This window comes from Paenibacillus mesophilus (genome assembly GCF_005938385.1).
Classification (GTDB): domain Bacteria; phylum Bacillota; class Bacilli; order Paenibacillales; family NBRC-103111; genus Paenibacillus_AB; species Paenibacillus_AB mesophilus.
The window spans coordinates 25,470-41,964 of record NZ_VCRA01000039.1; the positions used below are offsets into that span (position 1 = coordinate 25,470).

Annotated in this window: 14 protein-coding genes; 3 read left to right on the forward strand and 11 right to left on the reverse strand. The window is 48.4% G+C overall.

Features of this window, described 5'->3' with window-relative positions:
- Window positions 1-37: 37 nt before the first annotated feature.
- The 8 genes from gtfA to FE783_RS33995 all read right to left on the reverse strand — a co-directional run bounded on the left by gtfA (window position 38) and on the right by FE783_RS33995 (window position 8,787).
- On the reverse strand, window positions 38-1,507 hold the full coding sequence (gtfA, locus tag FE783_RS33960) for a sucrose phosphorylase (protein WP_138883844.1): 1,470 nt from the start codon (window positions 1,505-1,507) through the stop codon (window positions 38-40).
- 19 nt (window positions 1,508-1,526) lie between these two features.
- Entirely contained in the window at window positions 1,527-2,483 is a 957-nt protein-coding gene (locus FE783_RS33965) for a carbohydrate kinase family protein (protein ID WP_138883845.1), read from the reverse strand.
- Between the two features lie 47 nt (window positions 2,484-2,530).
- Window positions 2,531-3,463: an alpha/beta hydrolase gene (locus FE783_RS33970; protein ID WP_138883846.1), complete on the reverse strand. Its 933-nt coding sequence runs from the start codon at window positions 3,461-3,463 to the stop codon at window positions 2,531-2,533.
- Window positions 3,464-3,509: 46 nt separating this feature from the next.
- On the reverse strand, window positions 3,510-4,484 hold the full coding sequence (locus FE783_RS33975; RefSeq protein WP_138883847.1) for a LacI family DNA-binding transcriptional regulator: 975 nt from the start codon (window positions 4,482-4,484) through the stop codon (window positions 3,510-3,512).
- Window positions 4,485-4,587: 103 nt separating this feature from the next.
- Window positions 4,588-5,577 (reverse strand): LacI family DNA-binding transcriptional regulator, encoded by a 990-nt coding sequence (locus FE783_RS33980; RefSeq protein WP_138883848.1) that lies wholly within the window; start codon window positions 5,575-5,577, stop codon window positions 4,588-4,590.
- A gap of 70 nt (window positions 5,578-5,647) precedes the next feature.
- Window positions 5,648-6,472 carry a carbohydrate ABC transporter permease gene (locus FE783_RS33985; protein ID WP_138883849.1) on the reverse strand — a complete coding sequence of 275 codons (825 nt, stop codon included), beginning with the start codon at window positions 6,470-6,472 and terminating at the stop codon, window positions 5,648-5,650.
- Complete coding sequence (locus tag FE783_RS33990; RefSeq protein WP_138883850.1) at window positions 6,472-7,353, reverse strand: carbohydrate ABC transporter permease; 882 nt, start codon at window positions 7,351-7,353, stop codon at window positions 6,472-6,474. Before FE783_RS33990 ends, FE783_RS33985 begins: the two co-directional genes overlap by 1 nt.
- 78 nt (window positions 7,354-7,431) lie before the next feature.
- Complete coding sequence (locus FE783_RS33995; protein WP_138883851.1) at window positions 7,432-8,787, reverse strand: ABC transporter substrate-binding protein; 1,356 nt, start codon at window positions 8,785-8,787, stop codon at window positions 7,432-7,434.
- 255 nt (window positions 8,788-9,042) lie between these two features.
- Between FE783_RS33995 and FE783_RS34000 the strand changes: the two genes are divergently transcribed.
- The gene (locus FE783_RS34000) at window positions 9,043-9,429 is read left to right on the forward strand and encodes a hypothetical protein (protein ID WP_138883852.1); all 387 of its coding nucleotides are present in this window, start codon (window positions 9,043-9,045) and stop codon (window positions 9,427-9,429) included.
- Window positions 9,430-9,816: 387 nt separating this feature from the next.
- Here FE783_RS34000 and FE783_RS34005 read toward each other — a convergent pair whose 3' ends face one another.
- A complete protein-coding gene (locus FE783_RS34005; RefSeq protein ID WP_138883853.1) occupies window positions 9,817-10,413 on the reverse strand; it encodes a TetR/AcrR family transcriptional regulator in 597 nt (198 codons plus the stop codon).
- 327 nt (window positions 10,414-10,740) lie between these two features.
- On the opposite strand from FE783_RS34005, the gene FE783_RS34010 reads away from it, so the two are divergent.
- Window positions 10,741-11,622: an ABC transporter ATP-binding protein gene (locus tag FE783_RS34010; protein ID WP_138883854.1), complete on the forward strand. Its 882-nt coding sequence runs from the start codon at window positions 10,741-10,743 to the stop codon at window positions 11,620-11,622.
- A 23-nt stretch (window positions 11,623-11,645) separates the two neighbouring features.
- Window positions 11,646-13,259 (forward strand): ABC transporter permease, encoded by a 1,614-nt coding sequence (locus FE783_RS34015; protein WP_138883855.1) that lies wholly within the window; start codon window positions 11,646-11,648, stop codon window positions 13,257-13,259.
- Between the two features lie 158 nt (window positions 13,260-13,417).
- Here FE783_RS34015 and FE783_RS34020 read toward each other — a convergent pair whose 3' ends face one another.
- Window positions 13,418-15,760 (reverse strand): histidine kinase, encoded by a 2,343-nt coding sequence (locus FE783_RS34020; RefSeq protein ID WP_138883856.1) that lies wholly within the window; start codon window positions 15,758-15,760, stop codon window positions 13,418-13,420.
- 101 nt (window positions 15,761-15,861) lie between these two features.
- Complete coding sequence (gene kdpC, locus FE783_RS34025; protein WP_138883857.1) at window positions 15,862-16,470, reverse strand: potassium-transporting ATPase subunit KdpC; 609 nt, start codon at window positions 16,468-16,470, stop codon at window positions 15,862-15,864.
- Window positions 16,471-16,495: the final 25 nt, after the last annotated feature.

Here is a 16,495-nt window from a genome sequence, read left to right on the forward strand (position 1 = left end):
CCGGGCGGCCCATCGGAATGCCCCTTTGAGAGAAATCTTAAACCGTATAGTCGATTTTGCAGCCCTTTTCGTCAACGTATTGAATCATTGCTTGATAGGTATTCAGGTTTACGTGCAATTCGCAGCTCGCCTTCTCTTTATGCCAGGAGAGCCGCACTTCGTCATCCGCCGAAGAAATCACCCTGAACGCGCCGTTGAAGGCATCGTACGTATTTCGAAAGCGGATCAGCTTAAGCAGCCGCTGAACGACTTCCTTTTCAAGCGCTTGTTCGATTTCTTCCACGCTGTAATTGTGCCGGTTAATTTCACGTCCTTCGCCGGTCTCCATGGCGCGTGCGATGTCGTTCTCGCCGGCTAGCAAGCCCACATAGTAAACCTGAGGAATGCCCGGCACGAAAAATTGAATCGCTCTGGCCGCCAAATACGCATCATCATCGCTACCCAGCATGCTGTAATAGGAGCAGCGAATTTGATGAACGTCAAAGCCGTCCTCCGCTTTATGCTCATCCGATACAATCAAGCTGAGATTGGCGCCTCTCTCCACGCACAGATCGACCAATTCCCTTGCCTCCCGGGTGTTGATGAGGCCGTCCAAGTCCGGCTTAACGGGAATGCCGTCGTGGCAATCCAACATGGTAAACCGCTTATGCGGACGAACGTTCAGGTAGCGGCACAGCTCATGGCTGGACCGATGAACGAGAGCCTCGAGCACCCTGTAGGGCAGGATGAAATCGTAAATCCAGCACCCGTGTTCCGCCAATTTGAATTGCGTGCTGTGATGGGCGTGTACTTCCGGCAGCAGTTCGATCCCGAGAGAATCCGCCAAATCCTTTACCCAATCGAGAAACGCATAAATGTCCGGCTCGACGAAGAAGCAGCTTGTACCAAGTTTTTTGATGACATATCCAACTGCATCCAGCCTGACGATCTTAATGTTTTGTTCTTTAAAATGAGTAAAGAATTCGGTTAACAGCTGTTTCGTCTGCTGCGAGCGGATATCCAAATCGATTTGCTCGGAAGGATCCGTTTTGCCGAACGTCGTCCAGACATTAATTTCCTCTCCGGTTTCGCCAGTCGGATAGGTTGAATATGGCAGTGGACGGCGCAAAAACATTTTGTCGATATCCGCTTGAACCGGCTCACCGCTTTCCCAAATTTTATCCAGTGTTAAAAATAAATCGGCATAAGCGGACGCTCGTCCCTTGGCAAGGAAATCCTGAAAATAGGGCGATTGCCGTGAGATATGATTCACCATCAAATCGATCAAAATATCAAAATGGTCCCCGATCGCCCGGATATCTTCCCAGGAGCCGAAGCTCGGCTCGATCTCAAGGTACGTCAGCGGAGCAAACCCGCGGTCGCCGGATGAGGGAAACGGAGGGAGAATATGAACGCCCCCTGCGCATATATCTGCGAAATAGTTCAGTAGAACCTGATTCAGCGCTTTTAAATCTCCTCCCATGGAATCGGGATAGGTGATCAACTGCACTTGATTTTTCAGCGTCATTCGTAAGCCTCCTGGCCTTCTACAGGCCGAATTGTTCTTTGATCGTGTCCAGACTCGGCAAGTCCACTACCGCGCCCCTATATTTCAACTTATAAGCGCTAACGGCAAAGCCAAGCCACAACGCTTTCTTAATGGTGTATCCCTTGACCAAAGCCGCGTAAAAACCGGACCAGAACGCATCGCCGGCACCTGTCGTATCCTCGATTTCCGTAGCGAGGGAGTGAAATCGAATGGTTTCCCTTCCGTTGGAAACAATGGCCCCCTCCTTGCCTAAGGTCATAATGACCAGCTTGGCGCCCAGCTCCAGAAACTTCTCGACTTGATTGATAGGCGAATCCGGTCCGAACAGCCGCTCGGCATCGTCTTCCGAAGGCTTGACCATATCGACCTTCGAGATAACGGATTTGACATACGCCACGCCATCTTCGTCCCGTTGCCAGATCATGGGATGGTAATTGGGATCGAATCCGATCAGCAGCCCGTGCTGTCTCGCCGCTTCGATTACCCGTTCTACCGTATGACGGGCCGGAACCTTCGAGATCGGCCAGCATGAGAAGTGGACCGCTTTGGAGTTATTCAAGGCTCTATCCAGAGATGCGCTGTAAGTCAATCGATAGTCCGCACCCCGGTAAAAGACGGGAATGGGCGTTGCTTTGCTTTTGGTGACAACGACCAGACTTGTCGGTTCATCGGTTCGCTGGATCCCGTCCGTATCCATGCCTGCCATTCGCAACCGATTGAGCAGGAACGTGCCTAGCCCGTCCTCCCCTATGGCTGCTGCGATATGGGAGCGAATGCCGAGCTTTTGGACGTTGATCGCAATGTTGGAGGGAGAGCCTCCAAAAAATTTGGTATACCCGTCACATTCGAAAGCATCGTCATAATCATTGGAAATCATGTCGACAAGCAGCTCTCCGACCGTTAATAGATCATTCGGTTTATCTTCAAATAGGATTGTGTCATCCAGATCAAACACTCGTTCACCCCCTCTTGATTAAACAGGCCGATTATTGACCATTGGCATTAACGGATAAATGCTCTTGCCAGAGCATCGATGTACCCGTTTCTGGCACGCCGGCTAATCTCTGCCGTCGGAACGACGTGTTCGAAGCCGTGATAGCATCCGGGATAAAGTTGAAACTCTACATCGACGCCGGCATGTGCAAGCCGTGCAGCATAGACCATCGTTTCGTCACGGAACGGATCAAGCTGGCCTACGCAAGTGTATGCAGGCGGCAGCCCGGCCAGATTGTTTGCCCGGCTTGGAGCCGCATAAGGGGATATGTCGCCCTTGGCATGCTCGCCAAGATACATCTTCCAGGCCGCCACGTTGTTAGCCCTGTTCCAAACCGCAGGATCCGTGATTTCATGGCTGGAGGGAGTTATATTGCGATCGTCGATCATCGGGTATAACGGCATCTGGAAGCAGATAGAAGGCCCGCCCCGATCGCGAGCCATTAGCGCCAATGCCGCGCACAAGCCTCCTCCTGCGCTCGCTCCGCCGATCGCAATCCGCGACAAATCGATATTCAGCTCTTCCGCAGCGTTAGTCATCCATAATAAAGCGGCATAACAGTCCTCGATGCCCGCGGGAAACGGATGCTCGGGGGCCAGGCGATAATCGGGCGAAATGACGACGCAGTCCGCTGCTTGAACGAAACTTTCGCAGAGCGCATCATCGGCGTCAGGGTGACCCAGTACATATCCCCCGCCATGGATCCACAGAAGAGCGGGCAGCTTTGCTCCCTCTCTCCGGATCGGTTCGTATATCTTGACCAGCATTTCATCGGATTGCGCACCGGGTATCATGCGTTCCGTCAAGTGAACATACTCGGATGTCTCCGTTGGAGGCAAAGGGAGCTGCCTGGCCTTCTCCAAATCATCGGGGAGATGAAGAGGCGGCAAAAGATTAACCCCTTGTTTTAATTCCGGAACCACTCTGCTTATGAAGTTCATTTTTGTACCTCCCATAATTTACGCCCACACCGTTTCATTGAAGTGCTCACGTTGTTCCGTTCTCTATCAATTTCACCGGGAGAATCGTTTCAAGCGGCGTCTCATCGCCCGAAATTTGCTGCAGCAGGCAAGCAACCGCCATTTCGCCCATCCGCTTGATCGGCTGCGCTACCGTCGATAAGTCATCGGCTCCGCCAATTTGAATGCCGTCATACCCGACGACTTTCACCTCTTCGGGTATGGCTTTGCCGAGCCTTCGGCATTCCCTGACGACCTGCAAAGCCAGCATGTCGCTGCTTGCAAATACGCCGTCAATATCGGGATGTTCTCGAAATAACGATTGAACCAGCTTCTCATATTCCTTATATTTAAAGCCGTTTAGATCGGTTTGCTTGACGACAAACTCGATGTCTTTGCTCTTCACCTGTTCGATGAAGGCATCATGCCTCTGTTTAGCCAGAAGGTTCAACCTTAAATTACCGCTTATATAAGCGATCTTTTTACATTTTTTGCTTATAAGCAGATTTGTCGCAAGGGTTCCTCCCCGGTAGTTATCGGACGAAATATAAGGAATCGACTTCGAAATTTGCCGATCCAGCGTCACAAGAGGAAGCTCGATCGACATGTAGGCTTTCACGCTCATCGTATGACTGCCCATAATGATGCCGTCCACCTGGCTGGCTCTCAGCAATTCGATATACTCTTTTTCCTTTTTCTTGTCGAGCAAAGAATTGCAAAGCATCAGCTTATATCCATGTTTATAGGCATAGGATTCGATGTGCTTCGTGATTTGGCCGAAAAAAGGATGGGAAATATCCGGAACGATAAGGCCGATCATATTCGATTTCCTGCGAGACAGCGAACGCGCCAGCTCATTCGGCTGGTAGTTCATCTCCTCCATGGCTTCTCGTACTTTTCTCTTCAAGCTGTCGCTTAAATATCCCCGGTTGTTCAGCACGCGGGAAACGGTCGTAACCGAAACGCCGACTTTTTCTGCTAAATCCTTGATTGTTACAACCATCGCAAACCTCCTAGGCAAATGGTTGCCGATTCACTGCCAGAACGATATGGATGACATGTCAACCGGTTGATATATCGGCAAAAAAAATTCAAAGCAATGGGTATCAGGTCGTCCCCCGTTCGATAAGAGTGACTGGAAACGTGTTCATCATGGGAACGTCCTCCCCTTCAATTTGCTTTGCAATCAATTCGATCGTACGTTCGCTCATTTCCCGAATCGGCTGCCTGATCGTGCTAAGACGCGGCGAAACTAGCGATGCGATTGTTACGTCATCGTAACCGATAATTTTTATTTCCGCCGGGATTTCTTTCTTTAACCGACGGCATGCTTGAATGACCTCTGCGGCAATCACATCGCTGCTGGCAAATATGCCGTCAACTTCCGGATGCGCTTGAAAGAACCGAACCAGTTCATTTTCGTTTCCACTATAATCGACATCGGTTGACTCAAGCTGGAAGTGAACGGGTTCGATCCCGGCCTCTTTCAGCTCCTGCTCATACCCCTGTGTACGCCCGCTGGCCAATAAAGCATGATGATGCGGTCCGCCGATTCCGCGATAGACGAATGCCGGCTTACGGCAGCCCTTCTCGATTAATAACCGGGTGGCTAGCCTGCCTCCCATGAGATTGTCGGACGTTACGATCGGAATATCCTCCGCTACACGACGGTCGAACGAAACGATCGGCAAATTCAAGTGCAGATAGTGCTGAACATCCAATACCGAGCTGCCCATAATTATGGCGTCCACTTGGTTCTTCTTTAACATGTCGATATATTCGCGTTCTTTGGACACATCGCGATTCGAATTGCATAATAGCAATTTATACCCTTTTTGATCGGCAAAGTATTCAAGATAGTAAGCCAATTCGCTGAAAAAAGGATGCGATACGGCGGGAATAATGAGGCCGATCATATTCGACTTTCTTCTGAACAAGGCGCGCGCCATTTCGTTTGGCTGGTAATTTAGTTCCTTCATCACCTGATATACCTTATCCCGCGTCTTCTGACTGATATATCCCCGGTTATTGAGTACGCGGGATACGGTGGTAACGGAAACCCCGGCCCTTTCGGCAACATCCTCGATTTTTGGCATCATTGATCACCTTGTTTTTTAATCCATTATAAGCCAATATCAAAACTTTTTCAGCAGTGATCGCCCGATGTTATTTTAAGGCCCCTTCCGTTATACCTTTGATGATTTGTTTTTGCAGAAAAAGATATAACACCAGCACCGGAATAATCGTCATGATCAGGCCGGCCATCAAGGGTGCAAAATCTACGGAATAGGAAGAAAAGAAAGTGTATGTCGAGAGCGGCAGCGTCTTCTGATCCGGCGACAGCAATACCAGACTGGGCAGCAAGTAATCGTTCCAGATCCACAGCACGTCCAAAACGATTAGCGTCACGAATACGGGCTTCAGCAGCGGCAGCACGATCCGGAAAAACGTTCCGAACCTTGTGCTTCCCTCGAGAAAAGCCGACTCTTCCAATTCGAATGGAATCCCTTTGATGAAGCCGTGGAAGGTAAAGACGCCGAAAGGAACGCCAAACCCCATGTACATAAACAAGAGCGTTCCTTTCATGTTCAGCATGCCCAGATTGCCATAGAGCATGACCAGCGGAATCATCAAAACTTGGAACGGAAGCGCCATGGAGGCCAGCATAATGTAGAAAATGCCTGCGTTCAGCTTCCATTTAAAACGGACGAACAAATACCCGGTCATCGACGAAAAAAGGAGGATAAGGATCACTGCTGCGATCGTAATGGTCAAGGAATTGAGAAATCCCTGCATGAAATCCATGTTTTGAAAAGCGGCGACGTAGTTTGCGAGCTTCAAGCTTTTCGGTACAGACATCGGATTTTCGATAAATTGCTGCGTTGTTTTGAACGAGTTCATAACAATCAGCAAGAAAGGCGTTAAAAACAAGAGCAACAATACAAACAGCAGCGCCGATTTGATCCGGGAAAAGAACGGCCGATTTTCCATTACGCTTCGACCTCCAGTCTCTTTAGCAAGTAAGATTGGGTAAGCGCAATGATCGCTACGACAGCAAACAAAACAACGGCCTCCGCTTGTCCGATTCCATATTGATTAGATAAGAATGCTTTTTGCACGATATGATAGGTGGCCAGCTCGGTGGAGTTAAATGGCCCGCCCTTCGTCAAGGCAAGGTTGATATCGTAAGTTAAAAAGGAACGGGAAACGGATATGAAGATGCAGATGACGATAGCCGGAACCGCAAGCGGCAAGATGATTCGTCGAATGATGGAGTATCCGCTCGCCCCGTCGATGCTGGCGGCTTCCAGCACGTCTTTGGGAACGCCAGTGAAGCCGGCTATATAAATAATCATCAGATAACCGACCAATTGCCAAGCCGTCGCCATGACGAGCGCCCAAAATGCGGTATCTGTATCCGTCAGCCATGACGATTGAAACAAGGCCCATCCGTACTTACTCCCCAAATAAGGCAAAACTTGCGAGAACAACGTCTGCCACAAATAGCCCAGCACGATACCGCCGATCAAATTGGGGGTAAAAAAGCCTGTCCGAAGCCATTGTTCCCCCTTCATCCCTCGCGTCAACGCGAGCGCAATGAAGAATGCCAGCACATTGGCACTCAATACCGTGAAAAATACGTATTTGATCGTAAACCACAATTGGCCGAGAAATACGGTATCGCGAAATACTGCAGCGTAGTTGGATAAGCCGATGAACGTATGGTCAGCCGTTCGAACATCCCAATTCGTGAACGTCAAGTACAACCCGACGACGAACGGCACGAGAACGGCAGCGGCAAACGCAAATGTGGAGGGTCCTCCAAAAAGGAAAAACGTCCCCGTATTCCTTAAAAAAGTCTTTTTGTTCATGCTGCTTGCCCCCTTCTTGAAAAAAGATGGGCCGAGGCGGGCCCCAGTCCCATCTATACCGGATCGTCAAATGAATCCTTATTTGCCTGCATACGATTTCCAATAAGCTTGAACTTCCTCAGCAAGCCGGTTTCGATCGATCTTGCCCGCCATGTATTTTTGCATCGACGCTCCCGTCTTGGACCAATAATCTTGCGGGAAGTAGTTGATGACGCCGATATTCAGCACTTGTCCTTGATCCACATATTTGGTTACGGCATCGGAAATGGCATTCGTGCCTTTTGCTTTTACATTTTTGTAGGGCAAGGAAAGCCCCATTTTGGTTACGATTGCATGATGCCCCTGCTCGCTTGTAACCAGCCATTCGATAAAAGCCTTTGCTGCCGCTTGCTGCTCCGGCGTAGACCCCGATTTATCGATGGCGAACAGCTTCGGTTCGCTGTACGCGACATGGGCATTCCCGTAATCGGTCGGATTATTGCTGATCGGCACCGGAATGATGCCAAATTCTTTATCTCGTCCTTCAAGCGTCCCGATGACGGCCCATGTCCAGTCTCCCATAAAGTAGAAGGCCGCATTGCCCTTTGCAAAATCCGCACTGTCTTTATTGTAATCCGCGACAAGCGGGTCTCTTTTTCTGGCATTGTAATTTTTCAATAAATCGAAGGTATCCATCAGACCGGTAAATTGCGGATTGCTCGCTAACGTTGTTTTGCCGTTCTTCAAGTCATCGACAAACTTGCGATTGTCTTCCACATTTTTGGATTGCAAGGAGTACGCCAAGCCCAAAAAGTGAGCTCCCAGGGACCAGTCCGCTCCATGAATCATTACGGGCGCCTTGCCGGCGGCATCAATTTTCTTGAACAACGCTTCCAAATCGTTGCGCGTTTTTACCGAAGCCGGATCGAAGCTCCCCCCGATCGCTTCCTCGACGACCCGTTTATTGTAGAGCAACCCGTATCCTTGAGCAGTCCATGGAATGCCAAGGAATTTGCCATCGAGCAAGGCGCCGTCAATTGCCCCCGGTTTGGCCAGCTGTACGTACTTGGTTTTATCCGCTTCCAGGTCCAGGAACTTATCCTTGTACTGCAGAATAGTTCCCGGGTCCAGATTTGCAATGGTGGCGGGCTTTCCCGATGCCAGTAGGGATTGGAACTTCTCTAGCTGCGCTCCGCCGATTGGCGTCGGAATCAATTCAATCGTCACATTCGGATTGAGCTCACGGTACGTTTTAAACAGATCTTCGAATACGGCGTTAACCTCGGCTGAAGTATTAAAGAACGTAAGCTTTACTTCTTTGGCCGTCTTCTTGGTCTGTGCTCCTTGGGATTGTCCCGCCGAGGTGCTTGGGGCGCTGCCTTTGGAGCATGCCGCCAGTAAGGAGAGCACCATCATAAAGCAAATGGCTAATGCGGTACCTTTTATCATTCTCATCTTTTTTCCCCCTGACAATAAGTTTTGAATGCGCATTCATGATGATTGCATCTTTATGATAACCGGTTAGCATATAGTATGTCAACCGGTTGTCACATCAATCGTTCGATAGAAATTCGGGGGACTTGTCACATCGGTCTCCTCTTCGAACAGAGTATTGACTATGTAGGTCTACGCAAAGCGATTATCAATATGACCTGGGCGAAAATCCAAACAATGATATCGGTCAGGGGCTGAAAAGGGGGAACGGCTGCTATGCGCATACGGTTGAAAGTAATGCTCTACGGCATCATCGCTTTACTCGTGCTGGGTGGAGGCAGTATTTATATGCTCGCCCGGGCTTCCATTCATCCTCCCAGTATGAATATGGGAGTCATGGGGCATGGAATCGGGGAAGGCCACATGGGTACTATGGACGGCATCAGCGTAACTTCGTTGAGAGAGGAGACATCGGACGCCCCCATAAAGTTATTTGAATTGACGGCCGATGAGACGGAGTTGGACATTGGCGGGGGGGGGAACGTGTCTATGCCGCCATTTCAGGAGCGAACGGATGGCAGCATCTCTCGATTGCACCTGGACTTCCTGCGGATCGTTTATCGGTCATTACCGTTCCTTCAGGCAAGGATACCCTGTTTATGACAGACACAACAGGAAAGCTTCTGTATTACAGTACTGCCTTTGAGGTTCCGGACCCGCACTCGCTCTTGGACGAAATGAGTCTTCTGATCAGCGGTTATCAGCAAACACAAGACATTCAAAAAATGGCTTGCTGTGCCATAAATCCTCCCGTTACGTGATAAGTTGACGGTATTTTGCCCTGATCTTTCTAAAATACTTCCATTCCACCCCCAACTGTGCAAAAAGACAAAAAGGAGCCCCTAAATGGCAGGCTCCTCCGAATCACACCGATATGAATTTCGTTTTCATTGTAATATGAGGTAGCTAATATTGTAAAGTACCGACGATCAGGTCACTAATCTATCCGTCAGACCCTTAGTTACATAAGCGCCGACATTACCACACCATTTATTTACTTGGCGCAATACCTTTAATCATCAATTCTGTCCACTGGGCGGTATAAGGGAGTATTTTGGGGTAGATGTGCGGGCTGGAGATCCCTTCAACAAGCGCTTGGAAATAAACCAAAAGAAACTCATCCGAATATTTCAGATCAACCTTGCCTTCTTTACGCCCGCGGTGGAATAAATCCAGCATAAGACTAAAGCTTGACTCCGCGTATTGCCGCATCATCAAAGATAAACCTTCATCATCCTTCTTCGTAAAATAATCCATCAACTCCAAGTAAAACCGCTTATTGATTTTTTCCAGATAATGAATCTTATTCTGACTCATGGCAATGAGCGTTTCTTCGAAAGGTCTATTTTCGGCCATGATTTCTCGGGCCGTTTCCCCCATTTGTGTTAAAAAATACTTAAAAACCTCATGGATCAGGTTTTCTTTGCTCCCAAAATACTTAAAAATCGTCGTTTTACCGACATTGGAATGTCTAGCAATCTCATCCACCGTTACATTTTCTATGCCGGCATCGGTATTCATCAAGTTAAAAGTTGCTTCTAGAACTTGATTTTTCTTCCCATGCGTTCTCTTTTCAAAACCATTCATTCCTTATTCCTGCTTTCTAACTATTATGACTAAAAAAATATTTTCAGGAAGATTTAGTTCATATTTTTCCTTCTTATTTATTATACAGCGATAGTTATGAATTATCAAACAAACAACAGTTCTAAACTAAAGTTTTTTTAATTGACTAAACCGATAAAAGGGTATATAACTGAATTTGTAAATGAACTTTGGTTTAAAACAAAGCTAAAATTTAAGAATATACGAACTACAATCATTAATACAGTTCGTTATTTTTTTTTACAATGAGGCTTTGCTTTAAACTGGAAAGCACGTTACTAAAACTGGTCAAGAAGGAGTTTTAGTGCCATGACAGAAATTGTGAAAGTACGAGGCTTGCAAAAGAAGTTCGGGAAGTTCAAAGCGTTGCATGATGTTTCATTTTCGATAAATGCCGGGGAAGTTGTCGGCTTTATCGGGCCAAATGGCGCTGGGAAGTCAACAACGATTCGTACGTTGCTCGGAATCATCCATCGGGATGCCGGAGATGCGAAAATCTTCGGCAAAGATGTATGGAAGGATAGCCTTGAGATTCATAAACGAATTTCTTATGTTCCTGGGGACGTGGCTCTTTGGGGCAGCTTAACAGGCGGCGAAATCATTGATTTATTTATGAAATTGCATGGCGGCGGAGACAAAAATAAACGCGACTATTTGATTAAACGGTTTGAATTGGATCCTAAGAAGAAAGCCAAAGGCTACTCCAAAGGAAATCGGCAAAAAGTCGGCTTGATCGCGGCTTTATCCGTTGACTCCGATTTGTATATTTTCGACGAACCGACTTCCGGCCTCGATCCGTTGATGGAAGCCGTCTTCCAGGATGAGGTCGAAAAAATCAAGCTTGCGGGAAAAGCCATCTTGCTATCCTCTCATATTTTGAGCGAAGTGGAACGACTGGCCGATAAAGTGGTTATCATTCGCCAAGGCAAAGTGGTTGAAACGGGGACATTGGATGAGCTGCGTCACTTAACCCGTTCTACAGTAACTATGGTAACGCTAGGCAATGTGGCTAAGATGGCATCCGTTAATGGTGTCCATGATTTCAAGCAATCCGGCAATCAAGCGACATTCTCCGCGGATAACGAATTTATCAACGATATTTTGTCCGAAGCGTCAAAATTGGGCGTCAAGAAGTTTGAGTCCGTGCCGCCAACGCTGGAAGACTTATTCATGCGTCATTATGAAGTCTAAGAGCGGAAACGGAGGTGATTAGGATGCAAGAAAAATTTGCACGTTCGCGTGTGCTACTCGTCCAATATCTGAAACGTGATTGGAAAAAAATCATCATCTGGGTTTTTGGTTTAGGCTTGTTTTCGGCCGCTTTTGTTCCGGCTTTTGAAGAAATCGGCAAGGGGCAAGGTTTGCAGGGAATGTATGAAACCTTGCAGAACCCTGCCATGATTTCCATGGTTGGACCTACGCCGATTGAGACCGCAACGGATTATACTTTAGGTGCGATGTATGCGCACGAAATGTTGTTATTCAGCGGTTTGTTTGCGATGATAATCGCTGCTTTGCATGTGGTAAGCCATACTCGCAAAGAAGAAGATCTCGGGCTTACTGAACTCGTCCGCTCCTTTCAAGTAGGCCGTCAAGCCAATTCGCTTGCGGTGATTGCCGAAGTCGTCATGATCAATATTTTATTAGCGCTCGTTATTGGCGGAATTATGACTAGCTATGGCGTAGTTACGATTTCGGTCGAAGGATCCTTTTTGTTTGGCGCATCCATCGGGATGGCCGGAATCTTGGGAGCAGTGATCGCATTAGTTATGGCGCAGATTATGCCAACATCATCCGGTGCAACGGGTTCATCGCTTGGGATCGTTGGGTTACTTTATATTTTTCGCGCCGGTACGGATGTGTCGAATGTTGATTTCTCCATGATCAATCCGATGGGTTGGACTTATCTGACTTATCCCTTTACGGAAAACAATTGGGTCCCCCTGATTTTGGCTGTCGTCTTCAGCGTCATTGTCGTGGTCATTGCTTTTGCCCTTGAAGGCGGTCGGGATATGGGTGCCGGTTATTTGCCTGAAAGAGAAGGCCCAGAGTCGGCGAAAAAATCCTTGCTATCCGTACCCGGTCTGTTCATCAAGCTGAACAAAGGCGTAATGATCAGTTGGATGATTGCTTTCGTCATCATGGGAGCAGCCTATGGTTCGATTTATGGAGATATGCAGACTTTCCTTGAAAGCAATGAAATGATGAGTCAAATGTTTACGATATCCGGCGTTTCCATCGAAGAAGCCTTCACCGGGACCATTATGATGGTCATGATCGGATTGGTTTCCATTTTGCCGATTGCGATCGTGAACAAACTTTTCTCGGAAGAAACGCGGCTGCATTTTAGCCAGCTTTATGCTACAAAAGTGACACGGGCTCAGCTCTATTGGACGAGTGTCATTTTAGCCGTCGTTGCCGGAATCGTTGGCATTTTGCTGGCTGCAGGCGGACTTGGCGGGACGGCCATTTCCGCATTGGGTGACGGCTCGCCCATAAATATGGGGGATTTTTTCGCCGCAGGCTATAACTTCCTGCCTTCCGTGTTGATCTTTATCGGACTTGGCGCTTTGGCTTTAGGCTGGGTACCAAGATTAGGCAAAGCGGTTTATGTTTACCTTGGCTATTCTTTTGTCTTAAACTATTTTGGCGGCATTTTGGACTTACCGGAATGGTTCTCGAAAACAGCCGTACAAAGTTGGATTCCTCGGATACCGGTAGATCCGTTTGATGCAGCAACCTTTATTACGATGACAGTGATTAGTATCGCCATGATGGTTATTGGCTATTTTGGATATCACAAACGAGATATGGTTGAAGGAGCTTAGCAACCCATTAACTATCGCAACAGATTACTAGTCGAATCTGAAATGGATGGAGCCCTTGGAAAGCAAGGGCTCTGAATTTATTGGCGGGGCAATTTGATCGGTTGTTCACACTGATCTCTCGACACAATACGAGCTCCAGTCCCCGAAACCAGTTCAGATTAATCATCCGTCTCTACCACTTGATTGATCGGATCGTAGGTAGCAACAACTAGCACATCCATATGACGTGCGGAGCGAAGCAGCTTCTTCACAATAGACCCTTGCCATAGCACTTTCCATATGGATGATTTCGTTTGTCCCACAATCATTTGTGTAGCTCCATATTCCGTGGCTTTGCCGACAAGAACGTTTGAAATCTCTCGCGTTATTCTCGCATTTTGGATTTCAAAAATCCCTCCCAATCTCTCCGTCAACTTCTTCAGAGCTTCAAGCCGTTCTGCCGATACCGAAGATTGAGCGGTATTCATAACTTGAACGTACGTCACGTACCAAACGGCTTTCAATCGATAGGCGATCCGAAATCCTCTGCGAATAAGTCGTTCGGCATACTGCATGCAGTCTACGCATACATAGATCACTTCTTTGCGTCGCCACGGGCCTCTAAGAGAGCTGCTGCGTTCCCATGCCTCGAGTCTTTCGTCGACATCATCGGCAATTTCCCGCAGGGCCAATTCCCGAAGCGCGATTAAATTGCCGGTTTTGAAGAAGTTGTTCAGTGCTTGATGCACTTTTTCCATCGCGTATATTTTGCCTTCCTTCATCCGCTGCTGCAATGACTGAGGAGTCACATCAATCAGCTGCACTTCGTCCGCCAATCTCAATATGTGATCCGGCACTGTCTCTCGGACTCGTACGCCTGTAATTTGTTCGACCGAATCGTTCAAGCTCTCCAGATGCTGAACATTGACTGTCGTAATGACCGATATGCCGGCAGCCAACACTTCGAGGACGTCTTCATATCGTTTCTTGTATTTGCAGCCAGGAACGTTGGTATGCGCAAGCTCGTCGATCAAGACGACCTCCGGGTTGCGCCGGATCATTTCGTTCGTATCCATTTCTTCCAATCGGGTTCCTCTGTAATCGATCACCTTTCGCGGCAATACTTCAAGTGCGCCTACTTGATCCATTGTTTCTTTGCGGCCGTGCGTCTCCAGCAAACCGACGCATACTTGAATTCCTTTTTTCAACAGGTCGTTGCCTTCCCGCAGCATCGTATAGGTTTTTCCAACTCCGGGGGCAGCGCCGATGTACACTTTGAATCGTCCCCGCTTGATTTGCATAATTTTTTGATTCAATTGTTGCGAGCTTAAACGGCGGAACAAATCGACGTCTTCCTCCGGACTGGACATTTTGGCCGGCAAGATGCGCTCCCCCTCGTGCTCCGCCCGGTCGGCTACGACGAAAATATCGACATTACGTGTCTTCTTCAGCATGTCATGCACGATAGAACCTTGCCAAAATTCTTGCCACCTGCTCTGCTTGGAATGACCAAGCACAATGCGGGTCACATTGTTATTCAGAGCGTATCGGACAAGGACGCCAGGTAAAGATCGTCTTGAATCGAGTGGAAGCTCTTCGAATTCCGCTCCGATTCGCTCGACCAGCTTTATGATGGAACCTTTAAATGCGGCCGCTTCATTGGTGAGTTGTTTTTTGGGATTTACGAACGTTACGACACGCATATCCCCATTCAGTCTTTTGGCGATTTGTTGACCTCTGCGTACGTAGATCGAGCCATTCCAATGATATTGCGTAGACACTAGAATCCGTTCCGCGGCACCGGATGGACCGACCAGACCAAGTTCCTCGCGGTATTTTTCCAGCGAATCGTTGACCCCTTCGGCAACCAAACGCAACGATAACTCGCGCAGCACCGCCAAATTACCGCGTTTCAACATCTCGGAGCTTTGCCCGCGCAACGTTCCTTCCGCAACCCGGTTCAATATCGTTTCCGGGGTCACATCGATCAGCACCACTTCATCCGCCATCTCCAGCGTGTCCGTGGGCACCGTTTCGGCAACTTTGATTCCAGTGAGTTTATTGGCGATCACACGAACATCTTCAAGCTCGTAAACGTTTACGGTCGTGATGACGCTAATGCCGCGGCTTAACAAAAACCGGATATCCTCGAGTCGGGTCGGGAACCGGGCGTCGTCCCGGTTTTGGTGCGCCAATCCGTCGACGAGAACGACTTCGGGGTTTCGTTCGATCAGTGCGTCGAGGTTGAGATCTTTCCTTTCTTGGTCGTCCTTCCGCCAATGTATACTCGGGACTCGCTCCAGCCCCCCGATCTGTTCCACTGTCTCCGGTCGCTGCAACGTAGATACTGCGCAAATGACGACATCGATCCCTTGATCGCGGAGTGTTTGCCCTTCTCGCAGCATATGGTAGGTTTTCCCCGTACCACTCACGGCACCGATATATACTTTCAACCGACCGCGATGGAGCTTGGAGATGGATAGCAATATTTCTTCCGGTGTCCTTCTTCTGAAACTCATCATGGAACCTCACCCTTGAATTCGCAATCTCATAGTCCGGACCTTGAATTAGAAAATGTCGGGAAGAATTCGATGCTTCATCCCGACATTTTCTTCAAACATTGTTATTTGCCGAGCACCCCATTCAAAGCCAAATTCAGCTTCAGCACATTGACCCGGGGTTCGCCGAATAGACCGAGATCCCTCCCGTCGGTATTCGCTTCGATCAGCTTGTTCAACTGATCTGCGGAAAGTCCAGTCAGCTTGCTGATGCGATTGACTTGCACCTTCGCCGATTCCGGCGTAATGTGCGGATCAAGCCCGGAACCGGAGTTCGTGATCAGGTCGATCGGAAGCTGGCTAACGGGAACGTCCGGGTTGTTCTTTTTCCACTCTTCGATCGATTCCTCCGTCCGTTTCAACATATCCGGGTTGGAAGGCGCAAAGTTGTTCGATCCCGACGCCTCCGCCTTGTAATCGATGCTCGAAACACGACCGTGGAAATATTTCGGATCCGTGAACTTCTGGCCGATCAGCTCCGAACCTACAACTTCGCCATTTATGTTCTCGATCAAGCTTCCGTTTGCATTACCCGGGAATAGCACCTGGGCTATGCCCGTACATGCAAGAGGATAAACAATGCCACAGAGCACGATAAATACCAAACTGATCCGTATGACAACTCCCAGAGACAGACGGGCCGTCTCCTGTCCGATCTTAGCCGATTGTTTCATCCCTTACATACCTCACATTCTTTCT